At 61.6% G+C, this 25,570-nt stretch carries 21 protein-coding genes; 4 read left to right on the top strand and 17 right to left on the bottom strand.

The genetic code is table 11. The features are described from left to right. Nucleotides 1-76 precede the first annotated feature (76 nt). The 17 genes from QQK16_RS06045 to rpmH form a co-directional block, all read right to left on the bottom strand. A complete protein-coding gene (locus QQK16_RS06045; protein ID WP_284195527.1) occupies nt 77-640 on the bottom strand; it encodes a hypothetical protein in 564 nt (187 codons plus the stop codon). Continuing rightward, entirely contained in the window at nt 618-1,097 is a 480-nt protein-coding gene (locus tag QQK16_RS06050) for a hypothetical protein (RefSeq protein ID WP_284195528.1), read from the bottom strand. Before QQK16_RS06050 ends, QQK16_RS06045 begins: the two co-directional genes overlap by 23 nt. Nucleotides 1,098-1,168: 71 nt before the next feature. Then, nucleotides 1,169-2,326 (bottom strand): quinone oxidoreductase family protein, encoded by a 1,158-nt coding sequence (locus QQK16_RS06055; protein WP_284195529.1) that lies wholly within the window; start codon nt 2,324-2,326, stop codon nt 1,169-1,171. Continuing rightward, nucleotides 2,323-3,726: an MATE family efflux transporter gene (locus QQK16_RS06060; protein WP_284195530.1), complete on the bottom strand. Its 1,404-nt coding sequence runs from the start codon at nt 3,724-3,726 to the stop codon at nt 2,323-2,325. The genes QQK16_RS06055 and QQK16_RS06060 overlap by 4 nt, the downstream gene beginning before the upstream one ends. Continuing rightward, a complete protein-coding gene (locus QQK16_RS06065; protein WP_284195531.1) occupies nt 3,723-6,200 on the bottom strand; it encodes a lantibiotic dehydratase in 2,478 nt (825 codons plus the stop codon). The genes QQK16_RS06060 and QQK16_RS06065 overlap by 4 nt, the downstream gene beginning before the upstream one ends. Continuing rightward, the gene (locus QQK16_RS06070) at nt 6,197-7,435 is read right to left on the bottom strand and encodes a hypothetical protein (RefSeq protein ID WP_284195532.1); all 1,239 of its coding nucleotides are present in this window, start codon (nt 7,433-7,435) and stop codon (nt 6,197-6,199) included. Before QQK16_RS06070 ends, QQK16_RS06065 begins: the two co-directional genes overlap by 4 nt. A 5-nt stretch (nt 7,436-7,440) precedes the next feature. Next, nucleotides 7,441-9,129, bottom strand: coding sequence for a YcaO-like family protein (locus QQK16_RS06075; protein ID WP_284195533.1), 1,689 nt, complete (start codon nt 9,127-9,129; stop codon nt 7,441-7,443). Further along, nucleotides 9,126-10,718, bottom strand: coding sequence for a hypothetical protein (locus QQK16_RS06080; RefSeq protein WP_284195534.1), 1,593 nt, complete (start codon nt 10,716-10,718; stop codon nt 9,126-9,128). Before QQK16_RS06080 ends, QQK16_RS06075 begins: the two co-directional genes overlap by 4 nt. Nucleotides 10,719-10,804: 86 nt before the next feature. Continuing rightward, nucleotides 10,805-10,942, bottom strand: coding sequence for a thiopeptide-type bacteriocin (locus QQK16_RS06085; protein ID WP_284195535.1), 138 nt, complete (start codon nt 10,940-10,942; stop codon nt 10,805-10,807). A 627-nt stretch (nt 10,943-11,569) separates the two neighbouring features. After that, the gene (locus tag QQK16_RS06090; RefSeq protein ID WP_284195536.1) at nt 11,570-12,952 is read right to left on the bottom strand and encodes an NAD(P)(+) transhydrogenase (Re/Si-specific) subunit beta; all 1,383 of its coding nucleotides are present in this window, start codon (nt 12,950-12,952) and stop codon (nt 11,570-11,572) included. Between the two features lie 10 nt (nt 12,953-12,962). Continuing rightward, nucleotides 12,963-13,340 (bottom strand): proton-translocating transhydrogenase family protein, encoded by a 378-nt coding sequence (locus QQK16_RS06095; protein WP_284195537.1) that lies wholly within the window; start codon nt 13,338-13,340, stop codon nt 12,963-12,965. A gap of 37 nt (nt 13,341-13,377) precedes the next feature. Next, entirely contained in the window at nt 13,378-14,505 is a 1,128-nt protein-coding gene (locus tag QQK16_RS06100) for a Re/Si-specific NAD(P)(+) transhydrogenase subunit alpha (protein ID WP_284195538.1), read from the bottom strand. Nucleotides 14,506-15,041: 536 nt separating this feature from the next. Continuing rightward, nucleotides 15,042-16,391 (bottom strand): tRNA uridine-5-carboxymethylaminomethyl(34) synthesis GTPase MnmE, encoded by a 1,350-nt coding sequence (mnmE, locus tag QQK16_RS06105; protein WP_284195539.1) that lies wholly within the window; start codon nt 16,389-16,391, stop codon nt 15,042-15,044. 78 nt (nt 16,392-16,469) lie between these two features. Next, entirely contained in the window at nt 16,470-18,206 is a 1,737-nt protein-coding gene (gene yidC / locus QQK16_RS06110) for a membrane protein insertase YidC (RefSeq protein WP_284195540.1), read from the bottom strand. A gap of 22 nt (nt 18,207-18,228) precedes the next feature. Further along, nucleotides 18,229-18,438 (bottom strand): membrane protein insertion efficiency factor YidD, encoded by a 210-nt coding sequence (yidD, locus tag QQK16_RS06115; protein ID WP_284195541.1) that lies wholly within the window; start codon nt 18,436-18,438, stop codon nt 18,229-18,231. After that, a complete protein-coding gene (gene rnpA, locus QQK16_RS06120; protein ID WP_308446985.1) occupies nt 18,423-18,710 on the bottom strand; it encodes a ribonuclease P protein component in 288 nt (95 codons plus the stop codon). Before rnpA ends, yidD begins: the two co-directional genes overlap by 16 nt. 75 nt (nt 18,711-18,785) lie before the next feature. After that, nucleotides 18,786-18,920, bottom strand: a complete 135-nt coding sequence (gene rpmH, locus QQK16_RS06125; RefSeq protein ID WP_072426848.1) for a 50S ribosomal protein L34 — start codon at nt 18,918-18,920, stop codon at nt 18,786-18,788. Between the two features lie 253 nt (nt 18,921-19,173). Between rpmH and dnaA the strand changes: the two genes are divergently transcribed. The 4 genes from dnaA to QQK16_RS06145 all read left to right on the top strand — a co-directional run bounded on the left by dnaA (nt 19,174) and on the right by QQK16_RS06145 (nt 25,502). Further along, a complete protein-coding gene (dnaA, locus tag QQK16_RS06130) occupies nt 19,174-20,574 on the top strand; it encodes a chromosomal replication initiator protein DnaA (RefSeq protein ID WP_284195543.1) in 1,401 nt (466 codons plus the stop codon). A 203-nt stretch (nt 20,575-20,777) separates the two neighbouring features. Next, nucleotides 20,778-21,884 carry a DNA polymerase III subunit beta gene (gene dnaN / locus QQK16_RS06135; protein ID WP_284195544.1) on the top strand — a complete coding sequence of 369 codons (1,107 nt, stop codon included), beginning with the start codon at nt 20,778-20,780 and terminating at the stop codon, nt 21,882-21,884. Between the two features lie 131 nt (nt 21,885-22,015). After that, nucleotides 22,016-24,412 carry a DNA topoisomerase (ATP-hydrolyzing) subunit B gene (gene gyrB, locus QQK16_RS06140; RefSeq protein ID WP_284195545.1) on the top strand — a complete coding sequence of 799 codons (2,397 nt, stop codon included), beginning with the start codon at nt 22,016-22,018 and terminating at the stop codon, nt 24,410-24,412. A 646-nt stretch (nt 24,413-25,058) separates the two neighbouring features. Beyond that, nucleotides 25,059-25,502: a hypothetical protein gene (locus tag QQK16_RS06145; RefSeq protein ID WP_284195546.1), complete on the top strand. Its 444-nt coding sequence runs from the start codon at nt 25,059-25,061 to the stop codon at nt 25,500-25,502. Nucleotides 25,503-25,570 lie beyond the last annotated feature (68 nt).

Genomic DNA, 25,570 nt, shown 5'->3' on the forward strand with positions numbered 1-25,570 from the left:
AGCTCAACGACCGCACCCATGGTATTGCGGGGCCGGGGCTTGATCGCCTGCGGCCCCCTTGTAATTGGAACGCCACTTACTGTGAGACGCTTGCCGATACCAGGGTGATCTGCCCTGCACCCACCGTGGCGCGCACTGCCGTACCGGTGCCATTCTCCAGCGAGAGATTGGCGCCCAGCAGCCAGCTCCGCTTGACGTCGCGGTGGCCAATAATGTCGCCGACCTTGACGGCAGCCACCAGCTTGCCGACCTGGCTAAGCAGGGTCGGTTGCAAGTCTAGCTGTCCGGCGCTCAGGCTCAGGTGCAGGTTACTGGCCCAGGCTGGGTTGAGCCGCAGCTTGGCATAGATGTCGGCCTTGCAGTCATCGCTCTCGCGTTTTACCGCCAGTCCGTCGCCATCCTCCTGCAAGCTCAGGCGGGGGGTACACTGGTCAGGTATGACGACGCTGGTCAATTGGTAGCGTTCCACCGATGGATCGAACTCCACCACGAAATGGCCCTTGCCGAGGGATATGGTCTGCGCTTGCGCGGGGCTGGCTTGCATGGTGGTTTCCTTTGCCATGGCCGGTTGCAGGATCAGGATGCCGGCCAGCATCCACAAACGGGACAGAGCCCGTTCAAAGTATGTTGAGTTCGCCATAGCTGATGCTGACCTTCAGTTGCCCGCCCAAACCGTCCTGCTGGTGCTGGGCCGTCGCGCCCACCAGAAAGCGGCGGCCGACCTGCATGGACAGATCGCTGCGGCGGTTGTTGATGCGGCCTACCTTGACTTCGCTGTCGAAGCTGCCGAAGGCCGCTACGCCAGGCTGGCCACGCAGATTGATGCGGCCAGCCTTAAGCTGCAGGGTATGAGAGGCATGGGTAGACAGGGTAAGGGTGAAGATGGTGCCTTCGTCACGCCCCTGGCCGTGGCAGCTACGGGTATGCCGGGCAGCGACGCCGTCCGCCGCCGCCGTGATGGCGACCTCAGGCTGGCAATGACCCTGGGGGCCGTAGCTCAGTCTGTACGGTTCGGACATGGGAGCGTCGGTCAGCTCCACTTCTACCGTGCCTTCGTCGATGTTGATCAGGATGGGGAGATTCTGTGCAGATGCCATGGTGTGGGCTCCCAAGATAAGCAGCGCGGGGAAAATGGCGGGGATTAGCCGCCGGGCGTATCTGGACGGGTTCATGCCAGTGCGGCCTCCTGTTGGGCGGGGCGAGGGGTGGCGGCGGGCTCGCCGTAGTCGAACACCACCTTGCCCAGGCGGTCAGGGGCAAGGTAGCTGCGTTCGATGAAGCGACCCAGATCGCCGTCGGTCACCACAGTATCGAGGTTGATGTGCAGCCGGCCTGCGGCGTAATCGGCTACCGCCTGCTCCAGATCGGCCGTGGTGCCCAGGTTGTTGCCCACCAGGGAGATGCTCTTGCGTATCAGTAGGCTGAACACTTCGGCCACAGTCAGGCCTTCATGTACAAAGGCATCGGGCTGTTGCTCGGCAAACTGCTGGTAGACGCCACAGGTGACATAGCTGCCAAAGCGCCGCACAAATGGCAGTAGCTTGCGCAGATAGATATCGCTGAATGGATCCAGCACGGCATCGAAGCCGCTGAGGCCCAGGTTGGCCAGGTGGTTCTGTAGCAGGTGGGGATAACTGCCATCGCGCCCAAGCACGCAGCAGTGCTGTACACCCAGCTTGCGCAGATGCGGCTCGAGGCTGGCTGAGGTGGTGAGCGCATGTACTTGGCAGCCCCGGGCCAACAATGCCCGTATGGCAAACAGCGAGGTGTTAGAGGCAGCTGCAGTGATGGCCACGTGTTGCATCCCCTCGGCCGGAAGGCGCCTCACCATGGAATAGGCGGTCTGTGCACCGATGCTGAAGGCCGCACCTTCGACCAAGCTCATGCTGTCGGGCAAGCGGAACAGCTTGTCCTGATGATGGACCTGCCGCTCGGACGAGGCACGCTGCGTGGTCAGGCCCGGCTGATCCTGACCTGGCTCCACCGAGCCGTTGCCGCAGACCCGGTCACCGACGCGCAAATGGTGCACGGCCGGGCCGGTCTTGAGCACCGTGCCGGCGAATTCTGAACCGAGCACCAAATAGCCCTTGCCGGCGGGCTTCTGGGCGATGTCCAGAAAGCGGGCCTTCTCGCGGTAATTGCAGGAAAACGCCCTAACCTGCACCAGCACGCTATGGGCGTGCTTTGGGTCCTGGGCATCGAAGTCGGCGTCGCGCTGCTCAACCAGGGCAAAGTCTACCTGGGTGCCATGCAGGGTGGCGCGTTGCCGCAGGGCTGGAGCGAGGCTGGCAGCGGTCTGGGGCGCAAGAACGACAAAGCTTTTCATGCGGTGGCTCCTGCAACTTGGGCGGGCATGCTGGCCTGCCAGGACTGGGACAACTGTTTTTCGCGATAACGGTAGTAGGCCATGCAGCCAAAGAAGGTCAGCAGGTGGGCACCAGCCTCGGCATAGGCTGCATGAGTAATGGTGTTGCCCACCCAGTGCAGCACGATCACCATGGGCAGCAGGTTGCCCAGGTACATGGACCAGATGGTCAACAGCAGGGTGCCACGGGTATCGCCCAGCCCCACAATGGCGAAGATGAAGGGGAAAGACGCGATCAGAAAGGCCCAGGGCAGTGTGGTGATGCGGATATAGCTGAGCGTATGGGCCGCCATGACCGGATCACCCGGGCTGAACAGGCCGACAAAGTAGGGAGCCAGCAGCACATAGGGGATGCTGATGCCCAGGCATATGATCAGCACTCGATTGGTCATCCAGCGCACGCCCTTGCCGATATTGACGATGTTCTGGTTGCCGGCATTTTGGGCAGTGAAAGGAATCAGCGCGGCCACCGTGCCTATCATGACCGTCTGGACGAAGCCAGTGACGTACTGCGAGACAGTGACGGCCGCCAGCGTGCCGGCTTCGTAGTAGGAGACGATGACGAAGAACAGGAAGAAGGATAGGGTCAGCGAAAAACCGTTGATGGTTTCGGCTGCCGCCAGCTTGGTCAGGGCTCGCCATTCGGTGAAAACCCGTCGAGGCAGGAAGTCCACGCCCAGCCGATAGGGGAAAACTTGGCCCCGGTGCAGCTGATAGCCCAGCATGGCGAGGCCACCCAGCCGTGCCAGGATCATGGCGACGGCAGTCGCCTGTATCACGTCCAGGCCGCGTGCCTGGGCATACAGGATGAACAGCGGCGTCAGCAGCAAGTTGCAGAGGAAGGTGGTGACGCGGAAACGGGTGATCAAGCCGGTATCGCCGGCCATCTTCGCGATCAAGCCGGCATAGATATGCACGATGACCGCCAGGTAGCCGTACCACAGGACATCAAGGTAGCGCGACACCTGCAGCTTGATACCGCCCTCCACACCGAAGGCGCCGAGCAGTTGCTGGCCCAGCAGTCCACCGCTAAACGCAATCAGCACGCCGATGACGATGGACAGGCCAAAGCCGAAGCTGATGAGGTGCCGGGCAACGGTGTGATCCTTGCGGCCGAACGCCTGGTTGGCATAGATGTAGACGGCCGACAGCAGCCCACCGAAACCCGCTTCGAGCACGCCCACCACCGAGGCGGAGAGACGGAATACCGAAGGCAGGTGCTGCTCTTGCGACATGACCATGAGCCAACCCAGGTTCACAAATAAACCCAGGTAGTCGAGCATGGAGAGAAACAGCATGGGTACGGAGAACCGCATCAGGTTCTTGTGCACGTCATCCGAAGTGAAATCGATCTTGCTCATGCTGCGGGCCTTTCCTCGGCGCTGGCCTGTTCAAAGATGATTTCGCTGGCGTAGTGGCGGTCGCCGTCGCTGACGAAATCATGCTGGTGGTCGGGTAGCATCTCCTCAACCGACAGATAATCGAAACCGGTGTTGAACACCCTGCCTATCATCCGGCTCATGATGGGCGCGGAAAAATCGAGGAACAGCGGCTTCTTGCTGTTGGATATATCGCGGTCCAGCACCTTGCTGAGTTGGTGCCGGCGCACAAATACCCGCTGCGGCAAGCCGACTTCGCGGCGCCAGCTGTCGATACGGCGGAAGTAATTGGCGCTGGCCTCACCCGGGGTACGCTGGGGCAGCTGTGCCTTGGGTATCCACCACTGCTCACGCGACAACACCAGATCGCGGTAGCAGACGCGGGGGAAGCGTATGACCTCTTGCTGCCCGTGGTCGGCAACCAGCTTGTATAGCCCGAAGCGGAAGGCGAAATAGCATGGCTCCTCGACAGAGGCGAAGCGAAGCAGGGTTTCCAACAGCCGGGGATACAGTGATGAAATGAACAACGCGGTGTGGCGCAGGGTCACGGCCTGGCCGTCGCGGCGATTGCGCAGCGAGGGGTAGGCCTGGTCTTCGGGCCAGACGACGTCAAGGTCAGCCAGCGCGACGTCGTGTTCGGTGGGCGACTCGGCTCGGTCCAGCCACACGCGGCCACGGCAGATACGTGGGCGGCAGGCAGTGTTGAAACCGAAGGTATCGTAGAAATCATGGGCGCCGTCGAGCGCATCGCCATAGGCCGCACGACATTCGTCCAGCACGCCAGGATCGTCGGTGAAGGCGAAAAAGCGTGAAAAGCAGCGCAGGAAGCCGCTGTCGATGTTGTTGAGCACAAACTGGCGGCCCACCACGTGGCCGTAGGCCGCGAATGCCTTGCGTGGCTGGACCTCGGGCAGCGCGCGCGGCGCCAGCTGGATGAGGGTTTCATCGCGGCGATGCCAGACTTCGGCATACAGGGCCAGCAGCGCAGTCTGGGCACCACCGGCGTGGCCGCCGTTGGCTTCGACCGACAGGCAGCGCTGAGCAATATCATGGAAGGCGAACACACTGATTGCCTCGCCCGGGGGCAAGGCGGCACGGAGGGCGGCCAGGGTGTCGTGGTGGAAACCGTCGCGGAAATTGCAGCCCAGGTAGCCGTGCAGAAACTCCTCGGTCTGGCCGGCGAAGCGACCGATATCGGCCTGATCCACCGTACTCAGGCCATCCAGATAGCTGTCGTGGTAAACCAGCCCGCTGGTCTTGATGGGGCGATAGCCGAGTTGCTGGGCTAACGCCTGTATCTCGGCATTGATGGCCTCGGTCAGCGCGGGCAGCGTGCTGGCCTCAGCCTCGTGCAGCGCTCGGTAGATGGACTGGACCCGGCGGAGCCCATCTACCACCGGCCTGGCCGCCTCATCGCCCGTTGCCACCAGCTCGGCCACTTTCAGAAAGTCGCTGACCAGGTCGCGGGCCTGCTCGTTCAGGTGGGGAGTGTAGTTCAGCAGGCCTGCATTGATCCATTTTGCCACCAGGGCATCGCGGTCCATGGCGATGGGCAGCATGGCATCAAGCTGCGGCCAGCTCAGCCATTCTGCGCCCAAGGCGGCGTGCAGCGCCTCGGTGCCAGCCGGAGCCCGGGTCTTGGCGAACGAGGTGCGGTAGGGATAGACGTCGGCGCGATCCATGAACAGATACATCAGCCGACTGTCCTCCTCCTCAATCTGATTGGCCGTCAGTCGGTAGAACCAATAGTGCTTGTGCCGTATCACGAAGCGCTCGTACAGCTTGAGCAAGGTAGCGCGGTCATAGCTGTAGCGATGGCCGATATCCCGGCTGCGGTGGACCTGCCTGCCGGCATCAGGCGCCAGCCGGGCAAAGCCGATCGAGGTAAAACTGGAGAATGGGCTGGCCTTGGTGACAGCGCGGGTGAGATAGCGGTAAACGGTTTCCTCGTCGTTCAGCGTCTTCTTGTCTTCGAAGCGGCGACCTTCGATATAGTCGGTGACTGAGGCCGCGATCTGGCCGCGGGTGAAGGCGGTGGCATGGCGGAAACAGGGTTGGTCGGCCAACGACTGGGCGCAGCGCCGGGCCAGCGTCAGCTCGCTCTCGAAAACGCTGTCCAGTGCCTGTTCCAGCGCCATCAGCCGGCGTGCGGCACGGGTCCAGTCCTGCAGGCCGGGAAGGGTGTCGAGCATGGCACCATGGCGTTCCAGCAGCTGGGGAATGGGACTGTCGCGCTGCAACCGGCGCTTGAGGTCGATCAGGGTGCGGTAACGCTCGCTGTCCTGGCTGGCCAAGCGGTACAGCTGCTCGCACGCCGGCTCGCGCAGTAGCGCCAGTTCGCCGCGCAGGCCGGCTATCTCGGCGGCCAAGCCCTCAACCTGCTCGGAGCGGGTCAGGGCATTCAGGGTCTCCAGCGGCAGGTTGTTGGAACGGACCACCACGTAGGGCACGATCATCGCAAGACTCCCAGTGTTTCCTGGCTGCGGTTGCGGCCCATCAGCAGGCCATAATAGGTTTTGCTGCCATCTGCGCTGTTGCGCAACAGCCGGTCCATGCCGAACTGGTCGTAGCTGCGGAAAGGGCGGCCGAACAATTGCTGGCCGTCCAGATGGCGTATCAGGCGTTGCGCCACATGGCCCAGCGCGCAGTTGATCTCGATAAAGTTACGTTCCGGTCCAGCCAGCGCGGTGGGGTCTATGCACAGGAACAGCAGGCCAGGTACGGTAGCAAAGCTGAAGTTGGGATAATTGAAATGGCGCTCGCAAGCATCCACCGGGTCTGCGGGGTCGAGCTGCTGCAGGCCCTCAGGCGCGATCCGGTAGATGCCGGCCGCAACCCCCTCCCCTGCGCGCAGGCACAGCTTGGCGCTCAGCGGGTATTGGCGTACCAGCGGGAACAAGCCGGCGGCCTCGTCGAGAGCCGTGCTGATGGCGTCCTGCAGGCGTCCAAGGGCCGCGCCATCGAAACGGTGTGAGGCAGGCATCAGGCCTTGCTGGAAGCGGCCACTGTTGCGCTGGCGGGCAAAGCGACTATGGGCCGTGAGGGCGTCGCCGCCGGCGCTGCCTGCAGGGTGGGCATGGACAGTGATGCGTATGCCCTGCTCGTCGATGGCAGGTCGCAGGTCCAGTTCGTAGGCCTTGCCCAGGGCCAGTATCTCAGCCATGAAGTGGCCTGCCTCCAGGGCGAACAAGGCCTTGCGAAATAGATTGTAGAGCGGGTGATAAACGTGAAAATCGGCCTTGAGCCAGAGTGACAGGCCAGCATCACCCGGGGGTGGGAGGAGGCCGTGCCCAGCAATCGGGCGAAGCCGCAGTTGGCGATGGTCGAGCCAATGGCATTCGTCGCGCTGGGCATCAAGCAGCAAGCATTGCAAGGGATAATAGGCGCGCGGTGAAGGATGGCTGCCATGCAGGCCGTAGGGGCTGCGTGGCGTCAGGCTGGCCGGGCTGAGGCAGGCCAGCAGCGTGGTCAGCAGGCGGTCGCGCAGGCCAACCTGCGCAGGCTTGCCCAGCACACAGGGGCGAAACCATGGCTCCAAGTCGACGCCCGCTGCATCGCCAGCGGTGGATGGCAACTGGTAGCGCTGTTCGGTCGCATCCAGCGTCCAAGGCTCCTTGCGCGCATCGTCCGGAAACAGATAGCGGAAAGCGAACTCATCGGCGGCCAGTCGGCCCTGGGTGGTCGTGTGCATGGCGCTTATCCCAGTGGGTGGGGCGGCAGATGCGTTGGCAGGCTGCCCTCGGGCAGCCAGTGCAGCGCACGCGCTGCCGCGGCATAGCGCTGCGGCAGGGTATGGGGCGGGGTTTCGCCAAAGCTCAGGTAGAGCGTACCCGGTATGTAGGCACGGGCGCTGTGCAAGCCCAGCGCGGCCAGTTGCGGAGGGGTGTTGTCGCAGACGATCAGCTCGTAGCCCAGCTGGGCCAAGTGCCGGTACAGCTGCCGGTAGGCTTGCTGCGGGCTGGGGTTGTCGTAGGGTTGACGGGCCACGAAGGCGGCGACGGTCATACTGACCGGGGCGCCCAGCAGGTGGTCAAAGTGGCTGCGCTGCGCCGGATCGGCATAGCGCTGGTACTGGGCGGTATGGCCTGCCGCCGGGACACCCTGGCTGCGGTGGTGATTGCGCTCGGCCGTCGGCAGCAGCGACAAGGCCTCAGCCAGCGCGGTGTGCAGCGCATGGACAGGGTTGGGGTGACAGGCAGCGGTGACAAAGGCCCCCAACTGGTTCTCGCCCTGGCCCGCCAATACCACCAGCACACAAGGGACAGCGAACTCGGTGGTGATGTCGAAACAGGCAACCTGGTAGCCGCGCAGCTGGAGTAGCTGCAGCACCGCCTGGCTGGCGGGGTGCGGCAGGACGTCCAGATCAAGGCGGGGTGGCGTGCTGCGGCTATACCAGGCCAGCAGCAGGGCATCGCGCTCGATGACTTCCAAGGCGCCGAACAGGGCGGCTTCTTCAGGGCTGTTGCCCAGGGCACAACCGTTGCTGTTGCGCTGAACGGCCATGGGTGGCTCACTGGGCAGCAGGTAGTTCACCAGTGCCAGCGGTACCAAGCAGCTGTGCTCGCCGTCCTTGCTTATGCGGCGGGCGGGCAGCCAGTCGCAATGGCGGTCTGGGCTAAAGCCAGGGAACTGATCGGCAACACTGCCCAACGGCATGCCCAGCAATTGCTCAGGCCGCAGTGCGGCTGTACCCAACCTGTCCTGCCGGCCAGTCAGGGTGTTGGCCGGCCGCATGCTGGCAGCCCAACGCTCTGCGAATTCAAAGATGGCACCCCGGCGCATCTGTTGCTCGGTATTGCCGCGACCTATGCCGACGATGTTCCAGCGCGGGCTGTAGCGGAAGTAGCTGGCCTGGTCCGGCGCCGGACCCAGGTCGGCGTTCTGCAGGGAGTCAACGCCGAAGACCAGCTCGATGGCTTGCAGCAGGGGCGTAGGGGCGCGGCAATTGTCAGCGCCATCGGCAGCGGCCGGTGCTGGCGTGGCCAGGGGGGCAGGATAGTATTTACGTTCGAAGGCACCGTTGAGGTAGACATGTGCCACGCCCACTGGGCCGCTCTCCAGCCGGCTTGCGGCCAGCTGCTGTAGCAGCGTTTCCAGCTGGACCGCGAGCTTGGCCGACCAGCGCCACTGCCGTTGAAAGCTAGGAAACGTGTCGAAATCGTCGGCAAAAGCAAAAGCGCTGCGCAGTGCCTCGCGTGGTGCGGCACCCAGGGGCAGCAGGGCCAGCAGGCCTGGCTCCTGCAGGCACAGCAGTACTGGCCCCGAGAACGGCAGGCTTTCCAGAGCCGAATCGCGCGTGGCCAGATGTAAGGGCAGGTGCAGGCGCGCGGCAGCCGACGCGATGCACTCGGTCAAGGCCAACAGGGGCATACGTGGCGCACTCATTGCCCGGCTGTCCCGTGGAATGGATGATGCGATGCCGGCAGCAGTACTTCGTAGGCGGGCAACGCTTCGCCCTGGGCTTGGCGCCATAGTGCGGCATACAGGGTAAACAGCAAGGCGCTGCGATCAGCCTCTGTCGGCGCGTCGCCGTAGGGTAGGCATACCACGGCGGCACCGGCTTGTGCGACCAGGCAATGCGGGAGCCCGTCCAGGTCCAGTGGGCCTTCGTACCACCGCACAGCCTGTGCGAATGCCATGCCTATGCAGAAGGCGATGTATTCCTCGCGCGGACCCAGTAGCTGGCTCAAGGCTTGGTTGACAGACGACAGCAGCGTGGGCAGGCGGGTGGCAAGCAGGGCGTGGGCCGACTGGTAGTGTGCTGCAGCGAGCAGGCTGGCCTGCCTTTCGGCCGCATCGCTGCTATCGAACCAGCAGGCCCGGGTAGTGGGCAGCTGCAGCAGCAGGCGTTGCAGGCAGTCCTGTCGGTCAAAGCCGGCGGCCAGCAGCCGTGGCGAGTCTTGGCCCTGTTGCCGCGCATCTTGGCAGACGAGGGAATACAGCTTGATATAGCTGCGCTGATCGGTTTCCTCCCGCAGGCTGTGCAGGGGGAACAGCGGGGTGCCCAGTAGGCTGTCCAGCTGGCGGCCGATGTGTGGCGCCGCATGGGGCCCCACATCGGCCACGGGTGGGAGCGCATCGAGTGGACGGAGGCGCAGGGCGGGTGCCGATTGCAACCGCCCCTGGCCATGCAGGGGGTAATGCTGATATTGGCCGGGCAGTAGTGTCTGTACGCCGCAGAGATGATCGAACCAGGCGGTGGCCAGCACGGCGCCACCGACCAATGCCATATTGGGTGGGCATTCAGCCGAGCCATCCAGTGGTGAAGTGTCCAGCGGCGCCAAGCTCAGGCAGGCATGCGCGCCTTGCAGGTAGCCGTAGTAGGCGGTGCAAGGCTGGGCGACCGGCGCGGCCTCGGGCATGCCGCAGTACAGCAAAGCATCTATGCCAACGGCGACAAGATCGGCTGGCTGGCGGATGAAGCCCAGGCGGGCATCGGGCCAACAGCTGAGCTGGTCGTAGCAGGCGGCCAGCTCAGCTTCGTCGAAGCCGGGGGCATCTGCCTGTACCTGCACCCACAGATTGCGCAGCCCCAACCGGGACAAGGTCTTGATGGCGCTGCTGAGCGCATAGCCTTGGCCCACCAGCAGGAGGCGCTGGCGGGCAACGGCCTCGTAGGCAGCGATCGGGTCGTCGAGATAATCGGCGAGGTAGCTCAGGGTATCGGTGACCGGCGCAAGCTCAGGGGGCATACTGCCGCTGCGCTGGCGGAAGGCCATGTCCTTGTCCAGCAGAAAGCCCAGAAACTTCAACAGGGCCTGGCGATGCGTTTCAGGAAAGGCGGCCAGCACGGCATGGAGTGGTAGCCGACCATCGTTGCCGTCCAGAAACTGGAATATGGAGCGTATCAATTCGCTGCCCAGGCGCAGGATGTAGTGCTGCTCGCGATGGCGCAGGTAAAGCCGCTCTTCGCTGACCTTGATGAAAAGGTCGGGGCGGACTCGGTAGGTACTGGATGGTACGAGGGCGCTCATGGCGGAAACCGGTAAGCTAGAGGTATGCAGGCTAGCCTGGCGGCCAGCAAAAAAGTCCTGCCCTTGCGGGCAGGACTTCCGGCGTCTTACTTCTCTTGCTTGCTGCAGGTCGAGCCAGCAGCGATGGTGCTGGATGCGCCCATTTCTTCCATTGCAGTGGCTTCGGTCGTTTCCAGGATTTCGAAGTCGAGTTCTTGAACCTGGGCGATCTCTTGGTTTTGCATTTTAAAGCTCCTCTATCACTTTGATGTGGCAACGTTGTGCGTTGCTGTACCCGGCGGGTACGAGGTCTATATGGCAAGGAGCGTGCCAGCCATCTTCTGTTACGGATAAATCTTATTTATCCATTTAAATCAATGGTTTGATTTTTTAGACCTATCGTGAAGTGTCGACCTAAAGCCGCACGGATTCTTGCTGGTCAATAACCGGCTCTGCAGCATGAAGAACGACGGGCCATGCAGCGGCGGCTATCAGGCAAATATCCGGCACCGAACGGGCCGAAGTATCGAGCGGGGGTATCCGTAAGCCCCCCAAGTAGGAAGTCAGCTCAGCAAGCCGCCCACAAAATCATGCTGGCGTTTAGCCAGGACCGCTACGCTGGGTTTTGGTAGGGGGGCTACACACGATGGCCGGTTACGGATCATGGCTAGGGTAAGATTGAGGAGAGGCTGGCGGCGCTTGTCACAGGCCACCAACTATTGCGCCAGTGCCATATCATCCTCGCGCTCCACGTGAAACCAATTGCCCAGGCAGCGAACTGTCCACCAAGACCTGCAATACGGCAGGGCAAAAAACAGCCGCCTGGGCGGCGGCTGAAGCGTCTGTTATGGACGGTCTTTCGAAAGAGGCGGTCAGTGCGCGACCGCTTTAAGCATGTCTTCCACTACCTTCTTGGCATCGCCGAACACCATCATGGTCTTGTCAAGATAGAACAATTCGTTGTCGAGTCCAGCATAACCCGCACTCATGGAGCGTTTCACCACGATCACCGTGCGGGCCTTGTGCGCCTCCAGTATAGGCATGCCATAGATGGGGCTCTGCTTATCTTTCAAGGCGGCCGGGTTGACCACGTCGTTGGCGCCTATTACCAGTACCACATCGGTGTTGGAGAAGTCCGAGTTGATCTCCTCCATCTCCTGTACCTGCTCGTAGGGCACTTCGGCTTCGGCCAGCAGCACATTCATATGGCCGGGCATGCGACCCGCCACCGGGTGGATGGCATAGCGCACCTTCACACCCTTTTCGGTCAGGGCGTTGGCGTATTCCTGCAGCGCATGCTGGGCACGCGATACGGCCAGGCCGTAGCCAGGCACGATCACCACCGAATCGGCATTGCTCATCATGAAGGCCGCATCGTCGGCGCTGCCTGATTTGTAGGCCTTTTGCACCGCATCGCCAGCCGCACCGGCCGCCTCATCACCCCCCATGCCGCCGCCGAAGATCACATTCATCAGCGATCGGTTCATGGCCTTGCACATGATGTAGCTGAGGATGGCACCGGAAGAACCCACCAGCGAGCCGGCGATGATCAGCACCGAGTTGTTGAGGGTAAAGCCGATGCCGGCTGCCGCCCAACCCGAGTAGCTGTTGAGCATGGACACCACTACCGGCATGTCGCCGCCGCCTATGGGGGCGATCAGGAAGTAACCGAGCACCACCGAGAAGGCCGTCATCACCCAGAAGGAGGTAAGCGATTCGGTGATGAAGTAGTGCCCGCCAAAGCCCAGCATGCCCAGCGCCAGGCCGATCTGCACCGGCTTGACCCAGCCGCCCTTGAGCGGCTTGGCCGCCAGCTTGGCGCTGAGCTTGCCCCAGGCCACCACCGAGGCGGTGAAGGTGATGCCACCGATAAAGCAGCCGATGAACAGCTCTACCCGCTGCACCGTGCTATGGTGCTGGTCGCCGTTGTGTACGGCAGCCAGGGCAATCAGCACGGCGGCCAGGCCCACCAGCGAATGCATCAACGCCACGGTCTCGGGCATCTGCGTCATGGGCACGGTCTTGGCGCGGTACAGGCCTACCGCCGCACCGGCCACCATGGCCAGAACGATGAGCGCAAAGTTGGGGCTGGGGGCAATCACCAGGGTGACCAGCACGGCCAGAGCCATGCCCACCATGCCGTAGCGGTTGCCGGCGATGGCACCGGTGGGGCTGGACAGGCCTTTCAGCGTCAGGATGAAGAGGACGGCGGCGACCAGGTAGATCCAGTCTGCGTATTGCGCGATCAGGTTCATGGGGTTCGCCTCACTTCTTCTTTTTCTTGAACATTTCCAGCATCCGCGAAGTCACCGCGAAGCCGCCGAAAATGTTCACACTGGCCAGAAAGACCGACACCGCACCCAGCACCGAAGTGAGGGTGATGGCCTGGCCACCGATATCGACCGTCTGCAGCACGGCACCCACCACGATGATGGACGACAGGGCATTGGTCACCGCCATCAAGGGGGTATGCAGGGCGGGGGTGACGCTCCACACCACGTGATAGCCGATGAAGATGGCCAGCACGAAGATGGTGAAGGTGGCCACAAAGGGGGTTTGCACCAGCTGCTCCACCGGCAGGCTGGCAGCCGCCGTCTGGGCGGCCTGGGTCGCGGCGTGCGCGACGGTTTCTGTGGTACTCATGGAAGGCTCCCTGAATGCTGTGTAATCGAAGCGGGCTTCAGCCCTTGCCGAACAGAACGTCACCCGCATGGGTAACGAGGCTGGCGGCCACAATGTCGTCTTCGCGGTTCACCACATAGCCTTTTTCCTTGTCCAGGATCAGGCCGGCGAAGTTGAGCAGGTTGCGGGCATACAGGGCCGAGGCATCGGCCGCCACCAGGCCAGCCAGGTTGCCGTAGCCCACCAGCTTGACGCCGTTGTCGGTGGTGACCACCTCATTGAGCCGCGACAAAGGGCAGTTGCCGCCGTTCTCCACCGCCAGGTCCACCAGCACCGCGCCGTATTTCATGCCGGCCACCGTCTCAGGCTTGATCAGCACGGGGGCGGGGCGGCCTGGTATCAGGGCGGTGGTGATGACGATATCGGCATTGCGGGCATGTTTATCGACCAGGGCGGCCTGCCGCTGCTTGTAATCGTCCGACATCTCGCGGGCATAGCCGCCCGCCGTCTCGGCCTGCTTCTTTTCCTCTTCGTTCAGGGGCACTTCCACAAACTTGCCGCCCAGCGATTCCACCTGCTCCTTGGCGACCGGCCGCACATCAAAGGCCTCCACCACAGCCCCCAGGCGCTTGGCCGTAGCGATGGCCTGCAGGCCCGCCACACCGGCACCCAGTATCAGCACCCGCGCCGGCTTTACCGTACCGGCAGCGGTCATCATCATGGGGAAGAAACGCGGGTAGTACTCGGCCGCCAGCAGTACGGCCTTGTAGCCGGCGATATTGGCCTGCGACGACAGCACATCCATGGCTTGCGCCCGGGTAGTGCGGGGCACCAGCTCCATGGCGTAGACATCGAGCTTGCGGGCGGCGTAATCGGCCAGCAGCGGGTTGCGGTAGGGATCGCACAGGGCGATGACGGCCGCGCCGTCTTTCAGTGCCGGCAATTCTTCTGCCGATGGCGCACGCACCTTGAAGACCACGTCGGCACCATCCACCGTGGCCGCGTAGTCGGCCGCGATGCTGGCGCCCGCCTCGGCATAGGCCGTATCGGGTATGGCCGATGCCACGCCAGCGCCGCTTTGCACGGCAACGGCATGGCCCATGGCCACGTATTTCTTCACCGTCTCGGGGGTGGCCGCCACGCGGGTCTCGCGCAGGGCTGTTTCCCTGGGTATGGCTATTTTCATTGCTACACCTCGCCTTGTTTCATTTCCAAATCAAAGGCGTGCAACCCCATGGGATGCGGCCTTGGATTTGGCAACGAAGCCCGCCTGCGCGGGAGAACCACCGCTGCCGCACCACTTGCCCAAGGGCAGTACATGGCGCAGATACTCAATCGCGGATGGCAGCTGGGCTGCACCCGTCTCAATGTAGTTTGCGAACTGGCTTGCTGCAGCCCGATCATGCGGCGGGCTGTCGAACCCGGCTGGGTTCGGTGTCGCCGCGGATGGCGGCGAGGTGTAGGGGCCGGCGTATGGCCGACCCGGTCGCTTGCACACGGACGTGTCGTATCACGCCGCGCGTTTCAAACAAGCGTTTGAACGGTTGCCCTATTCAAGCACGCTTTTGGGGCATTGGGAAGATGTTGCAGCACACAATGGCAGATAGGCCACAGTGTGGTGGCGGTCTGGCATCAGCGCCCTACCTTAGAGCCTGTTCAAAGTCTTTTCGCCTCGCGCCGGCCCGGTGAAAAGACTTTGAACAGGCTCTTACCACCCCAAGGTTACTTGCCTATGCAGAAGCGGCTGAATATCTCGCCCAGCAGGTCGTCGGCGCTGAATTCGCCGGTGATGCTGGCCAGGGCGTTCTGGGCCAGGCGTAATTCCTCAGCGAATAGTTCTACTTGCTGCCAGACCAGGGCCGCTGTCTCGAGATGGCTGGCGGCGCGGCGGATGGCATCGAGGTGGCGTTCGCGGGCCAGGAATACGCCGGCGTCGGTACCGCCCCAGCCCACCATATCCAGCAGGGTGCGCTTGAGTTCATCCAGGCCCAGGCCGGCCTTGGCCGACAGGCGCAGCACGGCATGGCCGTCTTCCTCGGCGTGGCCCACCGCCTCGCCGGTCAGATCGACCTTGTTGAACACATGCACACGGGGCAGTCGCTCGGGCAGGCGGCCCAGGATGTCGCGGTCGTGCTCGGTAATGCCCTCGCGGCTGTCTATCAGCAGCAGGGCCAGGTCGGCTTTCTCCACTGCCGCCCAGGTGCGGGCTATGCCTATTTGTTCCACCGTGTCGTCGGTCTGGCGCAGGCCGGCGGTGTCGATGATGTGCATGGGCACGCCATCCAGCTGTATCAGCTCGCGCACGGTATCGCGGGTGGTGCCGGCGATATCGGTGACGATGGCCACATCCTCACCGGCCAGGGCGTTCATCAGGCTGGATTTGCCCACATTGGGCTGGCCTATCAACACCACATGCATGCCCTCGCGCAGCAGGCTGCCCTGGCGGGCGGTGCCAAACACCTTTTGCAGCTGGCCGTGCAGGCTGGCCAGCTTGCCACGGGCGTCGGCGGCCTCCAGAAAATCGATGTCTTCCTCGGGGAAGTCCAGCGTGGCCTCCACCAGCATGCGCAGGTTGATCAACTGCTCGACCAGGGTGTGGATCTCGCCGGAAAAAGCCCCGGCCAGCGAGCGCAGGGCCGATCGGGCGGCGGCTTCGGAACCTGCGTCGATCAGGTCGGCCACGCTTTCGGCCTGGGCCAAGTCCAGCTTGTCGTTGAGGAAGGCGCGGCGGGTGAATTCGCCCGGCTCGGCCAGGCGGGCGCCCAGTTCCAGGCAACGGCGCAGCAGCATCTGCATTACCACCGGGCCACCGTGGCCTTGCAGTTCCAGCACATCTTCACCGGTAAATGAGTGCGGGCCGGGGAAGAACAGCGCCAGGCCTTGGTCTATCAGCTCGCCATCACTGCTACGGAAATCCGCATAGTGGGCATGCCGTGGCTTGAGCGGCTTGCCGGCCAGGGTGAGGCCCAGTTCGGCCAGGCCGGTGCCGGATATCCGTACCACCCCTACGCCTCCCCTGCCGGGGGCGGTGGCGATGGCGGCGATGGTGTCGCGACGGGGGGACTGGGTCATGTTGGGCATCCTGATGGCACAAACAATTATGCCGCCCATAGGGCGGCATAACCGATCTTTCTCACAAGCTAGCCGGGCTTACTTGCCCTTGGCCTTGCTGGCCTTGGCCGGTTTGGCCGGCGTGGTCTTGACCGTGCTGTCCTCGCGTTCGATCTTGCGGGTGATGTACCACTGCTGACCGATGGAGAACACGTTGTTGATCACATAGTAGAGCACCAGACCGGCCGGGAACCAGATGAACATCACACCGAACACCACCGGCATGATCTTCATCATGCGATCCTGCATCGGGTCGCCGCTGGGCGGGTTGAAGCGGGTCTGTATCCACATGGTCAATATCATCAGGATGGGCAGGACCCAGTACGGGTCGGCCACCGACAGATCATGTATCCACAGCATCCATGGCGCCTGGCGCAGTTCCACCACGGCCTGCAGCATGTAGAACAGGCCCATGAAGATAGGCATCTGGATCAGGATGGGCAGGCAACCGGACAACGGGTTGGCCTTCTCGCTCTTGTACAACTCCATCACAGCCTGCTGGAACTTCATACGGTCGTCGCCGTATTGTTCCTTCAGCTTCTGCATGCGCGGGGCCAGCTTCTTCATCTTGGCCATGGAGCGGTACTGGGTCACGGCCAGCGGGTACAGCGCCAGCTTGATGAGCAACGTGAACAGCACGATGGACCAACCCCAGTTGCCTATGCCGGGTATCTGCACACCGCCGATGCTGGCACCGCCGTGTATCAGATCCAGCAGCGCGAACATGGGCTGGGCGATGATCTTGAAGATGCCGTAGTCCTTGACCAGATCCAGGCCAGGTGCAGCAGCCTGCAGCGCGCGGGTCTCCTGCGGGCCGGCATACAGCGGCACGCTGACGCGATAGTTGGCGCCGGCGGCGATGGTGGGCTGGTTCACCTGCACGGCCGATTGATACAGCTCGCCCGGCTTCTTGGTGACCTGCACGGTACAGGCCGACTTGGCGCACAGATTGGCGCCGCCGTTGGGCGACATCAACCAGGCGCTGACAAAGTAATGCTGCACCATGGCCACCCAGCCATCGGCCGGCTTGGCCACGTATTCGGCCTTGTCCTTGTCGATATCGCTGAAGGTGACCTTCTGGAACTTCTTCTCTTCGGTGTAGACCGCCGGGCCGGTGAAGGCCGCGCCGCCGGTAAAGAAGCCACCGGTACCGCGTGGGTCCTTACCGTCACGCACCAGGCTGTAGTAGGCGCTCAGATTGAGCGGCGCCTGGCTGCCGTTGACGATTTCATAGGCCACATCGATGACATAGCTATCGCGCTTGAAGGTATAGATCTTGGCGACCTTGATACCGTTGACCTCGGGCGCATCCAGCCGCACCGACACGCTGTTCTGGCCAGGCTGCAGGCTGACGGCGGTGTCCTTGCTGCTGAACAGGGTGCGATGGGTGGGCAGGTTGAGGCCGTTGCTGATCAGGCCGGTATGCGCCACATAGGTATGCTCGGGGCCTTCCTGGAACAGCACGAAGGGCACCTTGGCATTGTCGTGCTGGCCGTGCTCGATCAGCGTGAGCTTGCGCAGGTCGCCGCCCATGGTGTCGATCTCGGCATCAAGCAGATCGGTCTTGACCTTGATGCGGCCGGCACGGGTGAGCGCACCTTCAGCAGCAGTCGTGGCGGTACCCGTGGCTGCAGCGGCGGCGGGCGTGCCAGTGGCGGCAGCCTGTTGCTGGGCAGCGATTTGGGCGGGAGTCGGCTTGGGTGCGAACCAGTGTTGCCAGCCGTACAGGATGGCAAAGGAAAGCACCACGAAAGCTATGAGACGTTTGGTATCCATGCTTGGAATCTCGTCGTGGGAATCAGGGCACGGGGTCGTGCCCGTGGCCACCCCAGGGGTGGCAGCGGCAAAGCCGGCGGATTGTAAGCCATCCACCCCGCGCCGCGCCATGGCGGTTTAGCGCCTGGATGGCGTACTCGGAGCAGTGCGGGGTATAGCGGCAACGCGGGCCGATGAGCGGCCGCAAGGTATAGCGGTAGGCGTAGATCAGCCCGATCAGGAGCCGCGACATGGCGCAAACCGATCGAACAGGCGCAACAAAGCCGCCCGAGCTGCCGGGGCTTCGCTACGGTGAAAGCTGCGTTTGGCACGCACAATCAGATCCAGTCCGGCCAGTTTGTCGGCTTCGCGTCTAAACAGCTCGCGCGCTGTGCGCTTGATGAAGTTGCGGCCTACCGCCCGGCGTTCGATCTTTTTGGAGACCACCACGCCGAGCCGTGCCTTGCCCAGTTCATTGGGCTTGATCCAGACCTGGAAGAAGGCATTGGCCTGGATACGGCGCAAACTAAAAACGGATGAAAACTCATCCGTTTTTAACAGGCGTTGCTGCCTGGTGAAGCGTTGCGTCAACCGCTACGCTCAGACCGACAGGCTGTGACGGCCCTTGGCGCGGCGTGCGGCCAGCACGGCGCGACCACCACGGGTACGGCTGCGAACCAGGAAACCGTGGGTACGCTTGCGACGAATAACGGAGGGTTGGTAAGTACGTTTCATGGCAATGCCCCTGAGACTTGTTCGTGTCGTGTGAAGAAACGTGCGATTAGACGGAAAAAAGCCTTAGTTGTCAATACCCTTTATTTTCCACAGCCTGTGGATAAGCCTGTTGAAAATGACTAGAATACGTGGCCGATTAACCCTGTTGTCTGCCAAGACGACAGTGCAACGGCCACCCGCCCCATAAGGGCAGCCGCACCGGTATGCCGTTTGCATAACCTATCGGCCGTGCCGCACGATTTCCAATAAAAACATGACCTTACCCGCCGAAGACTTTTGGCCGAGCTGCCTTGCCCGGTTCGCCGAAGAATTGTCTGCGCAGCAGTTCAACACGTGGATCAAGCCGCTGGCCTGCTCTGTGGAGAACGAGGCGGTGTCGCTGTACGCGCCCAACCAGTTCTCGCTTCAATTCGTCAAAGATCGCTTCCTCGTCCGTATCGAAAAATACGCCGCCGAATACTTTGGCGAGCTGGCCCACACCATCGAACTGACGGTGGGCAAAGCCCAGACTGCGCGCCCTGCCGCCGCCAGTACCAGCAGCAACAGCGCCGGCCGCAACGAAACCGCAGCGCCCCAGGCCCAAGCCACCACCGCCAAGCCCACCCCGCTGCGGTCGCTGGCCATGGCCAACGAGACCACCCGTCTCAACCCCAATTTCACCTTCGAGACCCTGGTAACCGGTAAGGCCAACCAGTTGGCCCGTGCTGCCGCCATCCAGATAGGCGAAAACCCCGGCACGGCCTACAACCCCCTGTTTGTCTACGGTGGCGTGGGCTTGGGCAAGACTCACCTGATCCAGGCCATAGGCAACCTGGTGCACCAGCACCGGCCCGACGCCAAGATCCGCTACATCCATGCCGAGCGCTATGTGGCCGATGTGGTGCGGGCCTATCAGCACAAGTCTTTCGACGAGTTCAAGCGTTACTACCACTCGCTCGATCTGCTGCTGATCGATGACATCCAGTTCTTCTCGGGCAAGAACCGCACGCAGGAAGAGTTCTTCTATGCGTTCAACGCCCTGATCGAAGGCCATCGCCAGGTCATCATCACCTCGGACCGCTATCCCAAGGAGATCGAGGGCATAGAAGACCGGCTGATCTCGCGCTTTGGCTGGGGCCTGACCGTGGCCATCGAACCGCCCGAGCTGGAAATGCGGGTGGCGATTCTGCACAAGAAAGCCGAATCGGAAGGTTTCAAGCTGGAATCCAGCGTCTCCTTCTTCATCGCCAAGCACATACGCTCCAATGTGCGCGAGCTGGAAGGCGCGCTCAAGCGGGTGCTGGCCTATTCGCGCTTCACCGGCGAGCAGATCACCCTGGAAGTCGCCAAGGAAGCCCTCAAGGACATCCTGGCCTCGGGCAACAAACTGATCTCGGTGGAAAACATCCAGAAGACAGTGGCCGACTTCTACAAGATCAAGGTGGCGGACATGCACTCCAAGAAGCGCACCCGCGATATCGCCCGCCCCCGCCAGATCGCCATGGCACTGGCCAAGGACCTGACCCAGATGAGCCTGCCGGCCATAGGCGAAGCGTTTGGCGGCCGCGATCACACCACCGTGCTGCATGCCTGCAAGACCATTGCAGCGTTGCGCCAAGGCGACGCCACCATGAACCACGATTACAACGTTTTGGCGCAGATACTGCGCAACTGAACACAACGGGATAACAATGCATCAAATGTGGATAAGCTGGCGTACCGAGTTGAGGCAAAATTCGGGACACAATTCATACACAACAGCGTAGCAGAGCTGTCCACAAGGCAAAAAAGCGGCAAGTTGTTGAAAAGTAAGCGCAAGCAGACTTATCCACAGAAAACGGTCGCTCTTATTTATCTATCTTCAGGAACTACTCTATTATGTTGCTGATACAAGCAGAACGCGATTCCCTCCTCAAACCGCTGACTACCGTCACCGGCATCGTCGAACGTCGCCACACCCTGCCCATCCTGTCGAACGTGCTGATTGCCAAGCAAGACGGCCAGCTGACCTTCCTGGCAACTGACCTGGAAATCCAGATCACCACCCAGCACGCCAGCAATGAAGGGGGTGACTTCCAGTTCACCGTATCAGCCAAGAAGTTCCAGGACATACTGCGAGCCATGCCTGATGGCTCTACCGTCAGCCTGGACCAGGACGACAGCCGTCTCACGGTGAAAGCCGGCAAGAGCCGCTTCAACCTGCAGACCCTGCCAGCACCGGATTTCCCCAAGCTCGCCATCGACACCAACGTCAAGAGTGTGATCAAGCTGCCGCAAAGCCAGCTCAAGCAGCTGATTGCCCGCGTGCAGTACGCCATGGCGCATCAGGACATCCGCTACTACCTCAACGGCCTGTTCATGCTGACCGAGGGCAATTCGTTCAAGCTGGTGGCCACAGACGGCCATCGCCTGGCTTTTGTCTCCAGCGATCTGGAAAACGCAGTTGAGCGCAATGAAGTGATCCTGCCGCGCAAGACCATCGTGGAGCTGTACAAGCTGCTGGCCGATATCGACGACGATGTCACCATCGAAATTGCGCAGAACCAGGTGAAGTTTGCCTTTGGCAATATCGTCATCCACAGCAAGGTGGTAGACGGCAAGTTCCCCGACTACAACCGCGTGGTGCCGACCGGCAACGACAAGCTGGTACCGCTGAACCGCGCCCAACTGCTGGCATCGCTGCAGCGTGCCGCCATCTTGTCGAACGAGAAATTCCGTGGTGTACGGCTGGTATTGAGCGACGGTACGCTCAAGATCATCTGCAACAACAGCGAGCAGGAAGAAGCCACCGAAGAGCTGGAGATCCCCTATCAGGGCGACCCGCTCGATATCGGCTTCAACATCGGCTACCTGCTTGATGTATTGACCAATCTGGACCACGAAGCCCTGGTGTTTGCCTTTGGCGACCATGCCACCAGCAGTACCCTGGTGACCGTGCCGGAAGAGCCCAACTTCAAATACGTTGTAATGCCCATGCGCATTTAAGTGCGCCTAGCATTGCCAAGCCGGCTATCATGGCCGGCTTTGGTGTTTTTATCAGTACAGCGGCAGGCCGCCGCAAACCGTTGCAAACCACGGTTGCTGGCCACAGCCGATAGCTCCAGGTGGATAGGTAGATGAGCGATCAGGAATACGGTGCAGACAGTATCAAGATGTTGAAAGGCCTGGAGGCGGTACGTAAACGCCCCGGCATGTACATTGGCGATACGCAGGACGGTACAGGCTTGCATCACATGGTGTTCGAAGTGCTGGACAACGCCATTGACGAAGCCTTGGCAGGCCACTGCAACGACATCAAGGTCATCATCCACCCCGACAACTCCATCTCGGTGGAAGACAACGGCCGTGGCATACCCACCGCCATCAAGGAAGACGACGAATTCAAGCGCTCTGCTGCCGAAATTGTCATGACCGAGCTGCACGCGGGCGGCAAGTTCGACCAGAACAGCTACAAAGTATCGGGTGGTCTGCATGGTGTAGGCGTCTCGGTGGTCAACGCTCTATCGGACTGGCTGCGCCTGACCATACGCCGCGATGGCAAGGTCCACAGCATGGAATTCCGCCGGGGTGAGCGGGTAGAGCCGCTGAAGGAAGTCGGCAAAACCGAGCATCGCGGTACCGAAGTCCACTTCCTGGCCAGCACCGAGACCTTCGGCAATGTCGAATTCCATTACGAGATCCTGGCCAAGCGTATCCGTGAGCTGAGCTTTCTCAACAACGGCGTGGGCATCGTGCTGATCGACCGCCGCAACGGCAAGGAAGAAAACTTCTCCTACTCCGGTGGCGTGAAGGGCTTTGTCGAATACATGAACCGCAACAAAACCGCCCTGCATCCCAAGGTCTTCTACGGCTTTGGCGAGAAGGACGGCATGAGCGTGGAAGTGGCCATGCAGTGGAACGATTCCTACCAGGAATCCGTCCAGTGCTTCACCAACAACATCCCCCAGCGGGACGGCGGCAGCCATATGACCGCACTGCGCCAGGTGATGACCCGCACGCTCAACACCTACATCGAAAAAAGCGAAGTCGCCAAGAAAGCCAAGATCGAAACGGCCGGCGACGATATGCGCGAAGGCCTGACCTGCGTATTGAGCGTCAAGCTGCCCGACCCCAAGTTCAGCAGCCAGACCAAGGACAAGCTGGTCTCCAGTGAAATCGGCCCGGTGGTGAACGAGGTAGTGGCCGATGCGCTGAATGACTTCCTGCAGGAAAACCCGCTCGACGCCAAGACGATTGTCGGCAAGATCATCGACGCCGCCCGCGCTCGTGATGCCGCCCGCCGTGCGCGCGAACTGACCCGCCGCAAAGGCGCGATGGACGGCCTGGGCCTACCCGGCAAGCTGGCCGACTGCCAGGAAAAAGACCCCGCCCTGTCAGAAATCTACCTGGTGGAGGGTGATTCGGCCGGTGGATCGGCCAAGCAGGGCCGCGACCGCAAGTTCCAGGCCATCCTGCCACTGCGCGGCAAGGTGCTGAACGTGGAACGCGCCCGTTTCGACAAGCTGATCTCGTCCGAGCAGATCGCCACCCTGATCACCGCCCTGGGCTGCGGCATAGGCAAGGACGATTTCTCGCTGGAGAAACTGCGCTACCACCGCATCATCATCATGACCGATGCCGACGTGGACGGCGCCCACATCCGTACCCTGCTGCTGACCTTCCTCTACCGCCAGTTGCCCGAGCTGGTAGAGCGCGGCTACATCTACATCGCCCAGCCGCCGCTGTACAAGGTGAAGCACGGCAAGAACGAGCAATACCAGAAGGACGACCAGGAACTGAACCAGTACCTGCTCAAACTGGCCCTGAGCGGCGCCCAGCTAATCCCCCGCAAGGGAGCCGACCCGCTGGAAGGCGCCGCGCTGGACGCCATCGCCCGCCAATACCTGCTGGCCCAGGCCGTGATTGAGCGCGAAAAACGCCTGATCGACCCCACCGTGCTCTACGCCCTGCTCAAGTCGCCCGCTCTCGACATGAGCAGCGAAGCCGCCGCCGCCGAATCGGCCAAGCAACTGATGGCCGCTATCGGGGACAGCGCCTTTGTGCTGGAACCCGTGCATGACGACAAGAACGACGCGTTTATCCTGCGCCTCAAGAAAATTGTCCACGGCAATATCAGCATGCAGTACCTGGATCACGACTTCCTGCACTCGGGCGACTACCTGCAACTGCGCCGTACGGCAGACCTGCTGACCGGCCTGTTGGACGCCGACGCCGTAGTACGCCGTGGCGACCACGAAAAGCAGATCACCGAGTTTGGCGAAGCGCTGGAATGGCTGCTGAACGAAGTCCGCCGCAATATGACCGTACAGCGCTACAAAGGCCTGGGTGAAATGAACCCCGACCAGCTGTGGGAAACCACCATGGACCCCACCGTGCGCCGCCTGATGAAGGTGCAGATAGAAGACGCCATGGCGGCGGACGATATCTTCACGACCCTGATGGGCGACAACGTGGAACCGCGTAGAGCGTTTATCGAGCAGAATGCTTTGATTGCGCGGAATATTGATGTGTAAGGTGCGTAGTGTTGTCGGGTGCCACAGTTAGTGAAAGCCGTGCCAAGTTAGTGAAAAATCTGTGACACAGTTGTTGAAAAGCCCTCACTTCGAGGGCTTCTTCTTGGAGTTCGCCTTTGGCCCTCGAGTGCGTCATGTGCTTGTGAAGCCGACGTACTAGCCGCCCGCCAAGCACGCCACGTAGCCTGAGCGGTGTCGCTACTCCGCCTTGGGCTGACATACCTCGCCCAGAGTGGCCGCCCATTCAAGCAGTACATCCGGAGCAGCCTCCTGCTGTAAGCGATGGTGACCGCGTACGGCCAGAGACCGTGCGACAGCGTCGAGTGACTGCTTTTCGGCCTCAGCGGTCGTAGATGCTTACGGCCACATGTGTCCGCTCATGGGTAGGTTGCAGGCATGAGTGAAATTTATCAGGATGCCGCCGTCAGCTTGGGTATGCGAAGGTCTATCTGTGCGGGTTAGACTCACACCTGTTGAAGTGGTGTTGGCGAGTCTCGCTGAGGCGTGTCAGTGCTAACTACAAATATGCGGATGCCAAGTATGAAAATTCAATTCAAATTCATATGGATATTGGCATGAAGCATATCGCCATTCTTATCAATATACGGACCCATGCGTCCGTTGAATAACTGTTAGGCATCACAGCATGCGCGCCACAAGCTCTTCTTGGAAGCATCTTGATCCTCCCGCCACAAGGGAGCAGCTCGGATTTGAGGCTCTATTCACTGACGAAGAGGCCGAACGACTGATGCTTGGACTCGTGCCCGAACAGATGGAAGACAAGTGGTTCATCTACTACGAGGATAGTTGGCTTCGCTTCCACCGTAGCTGGACTGGTGTCTTTATCTACGGCTTGCGCCTGGAAGGCTCGTCGGACGGGGTCCGGGTGATTGATTCCTGGGTCAATCGCAATACGGAGCAATACGCTGCACAGGACACTGACTACGATCGCAAGCTTGTGCGTTTCATCATTGACGCGTTCTTGCTTAAAACGCCGGGGACTACATTTCCAATGCCACCCGGTAATCCTGCTGCGCGGCCCCAGCGTTGTGCAACACTCTTTAGCCGGTCGCGCATACCCGGGGAATGATTCGCACAGGTGGCCAGATTTACATCCCAAGCCAGGCAGTCGCGATGTTATGCGCAAGTGCAAATGAT

The sequence above is a fragment of the Chitinimonas prasina genome (assembly GCF_030160395.1).
Taxonomy (GTDB): Bacteria; Pseudomonadota; Gammaproteobacteria; order Burkholderiales; family Chitinimonadaceae; genus Chitinimonas; species Chitinimonas prasina.

Bases quoted from the DNA above. Each gene is read 5' to 3' on its own strand.
- QQK16_RS06045 (WP_284195527.1), bottom strand. From the start codon at position 640: ATGGCGAACTCAACATACTTTGAACGGGCTCTGTCCCGTTTGTGGATG.
- QQK16_RS06050 (WP_284195528.1), bottom strand. From the start codon at position 1,097: ATGGCATCTGCACAGAATCTCCCCATCCTGATCAACATCGACGAAGGC.
- QQK16_RS06055 (WP_284195529.1), bottom strand. From the start codon at position 2,326: ATGAAAAGCTTTGTCGTTCTTGCGCCCCAGACCGCTGCCAGCCTCGCT.
- QQK16_RS06060 (WP_284195530.1), bottom strand. From the start codon at position 3,726: ATGAGCAAGATCGATTTCACTTCGGATGACGTGCACAAGAACCTGATG.
- QQK16_RS06065 (WP_284195531.1), bottom strand. From the start codon at position 6,200: ATGATCGTGCCCTACGTGGTGGTCCGTTCCAACAACCTGCCGCTGGAG.
- QQK16_RS06070 (WP_284195532.1), bottom strand. From the start codon at position 7,435: ATGCACACGACCACCCAGGGCCGACTGGCCGCCGATGAGTTCGCTTTC.
- QQK16_RS06075 (WP_284195533.1), bottom strand. From the start codon at position 9,129: ATGAGTGCGCCACGTATGCCCCTGTTGGCCTTGACCGAGTGCATCGCG.
- QQK16_RS06080 (WP_284195534.1), bottom strand. From the start codon at position 10,718: ATGAGCGCCCTCGTACCATCCAGTACCTACCGAGTCCGCCCCGACCTT.
- QQK16_RS06085 (WP_284195535.1), bottom strand. From the start codon at position 10,942: ATGCAAAACCAAGAGATCGCCCAGGTTCAAGAACTCGACTTCGAAATC.
- QQK16_RS06090 (WP_284195536.1), bottom strand. From the start codon at position 12,952: ATGAACCTGATCGCGCAATACGCAGACTGGATCTACCTGGTCGCCGCC.
- QQK16_RS06095 (WP_284195537.1), bottom strand. From the start codon at position 13,340: ATGAGTACCACAGAAACCGTCGCGCACGCCGCGACCCAGGCCGCCCAG.
- QQK16_RS06100 (WP_284195538.1), bottom strand. From the start codon at position 14,505: ATGAAAATAGCCATACCCAGGGAAACAGCCCTGCGCGAGACCCGCGTG.
- mnmE (WP_284195539.1), bottom strand. From the start codon at position 16,391: ATGACCCAGTCCCCCCGTCGCGACACCATCGCCGCCATCGCCACCGCC.
- yidC (WP_284195540.1), bottom strand. From the start codon at position 18,206: ATGGATACCAAACGTCTCATAGCTTTCGTGGTGCTTTCCTTTGCCATC.
- yidD (WP_284195541.1), bottom strand. From the start codon at position 18,438: ATGTCGCGGCTCCTGATCGGGCTGATCTACGCCTACCGCTATACCTTG.
- rpmH (WP_072426848.1), bottom strand. From the start codon at position 18,920: ATGAAACGTACTTACCAACCCTCCGTTATTCGTCGCAAGCGTACCCAC.
- dnaA (WP_284195543.1), top strand. From the start codon at position 19,174: ATGACCTTACCCGCCGAAGACTTTTGGCCGAGCTGCCTTGCCCGGTTC.
- dnaN (WP_284195544.1), top strand. From the start codon at position 20,778: ATGTTGCTGATACAAGCAGAACGCGATTCCCTCCTCAAACCGCTGACT.
- gyrB (WP_284195545.1), top strand. From the start codon at position 22,016: ATGAGCGATCAGGAATACGGTGCAGACAGTATCAAGATGTTGAAAGGC.
- QQK16_RS06145 (WP_284195546.1), top strand. From the start codon at position 25,059: ATGCGCGCCACAAGCTCTTCTTGGAAGCATCTTGATCCTCCCGCCACA.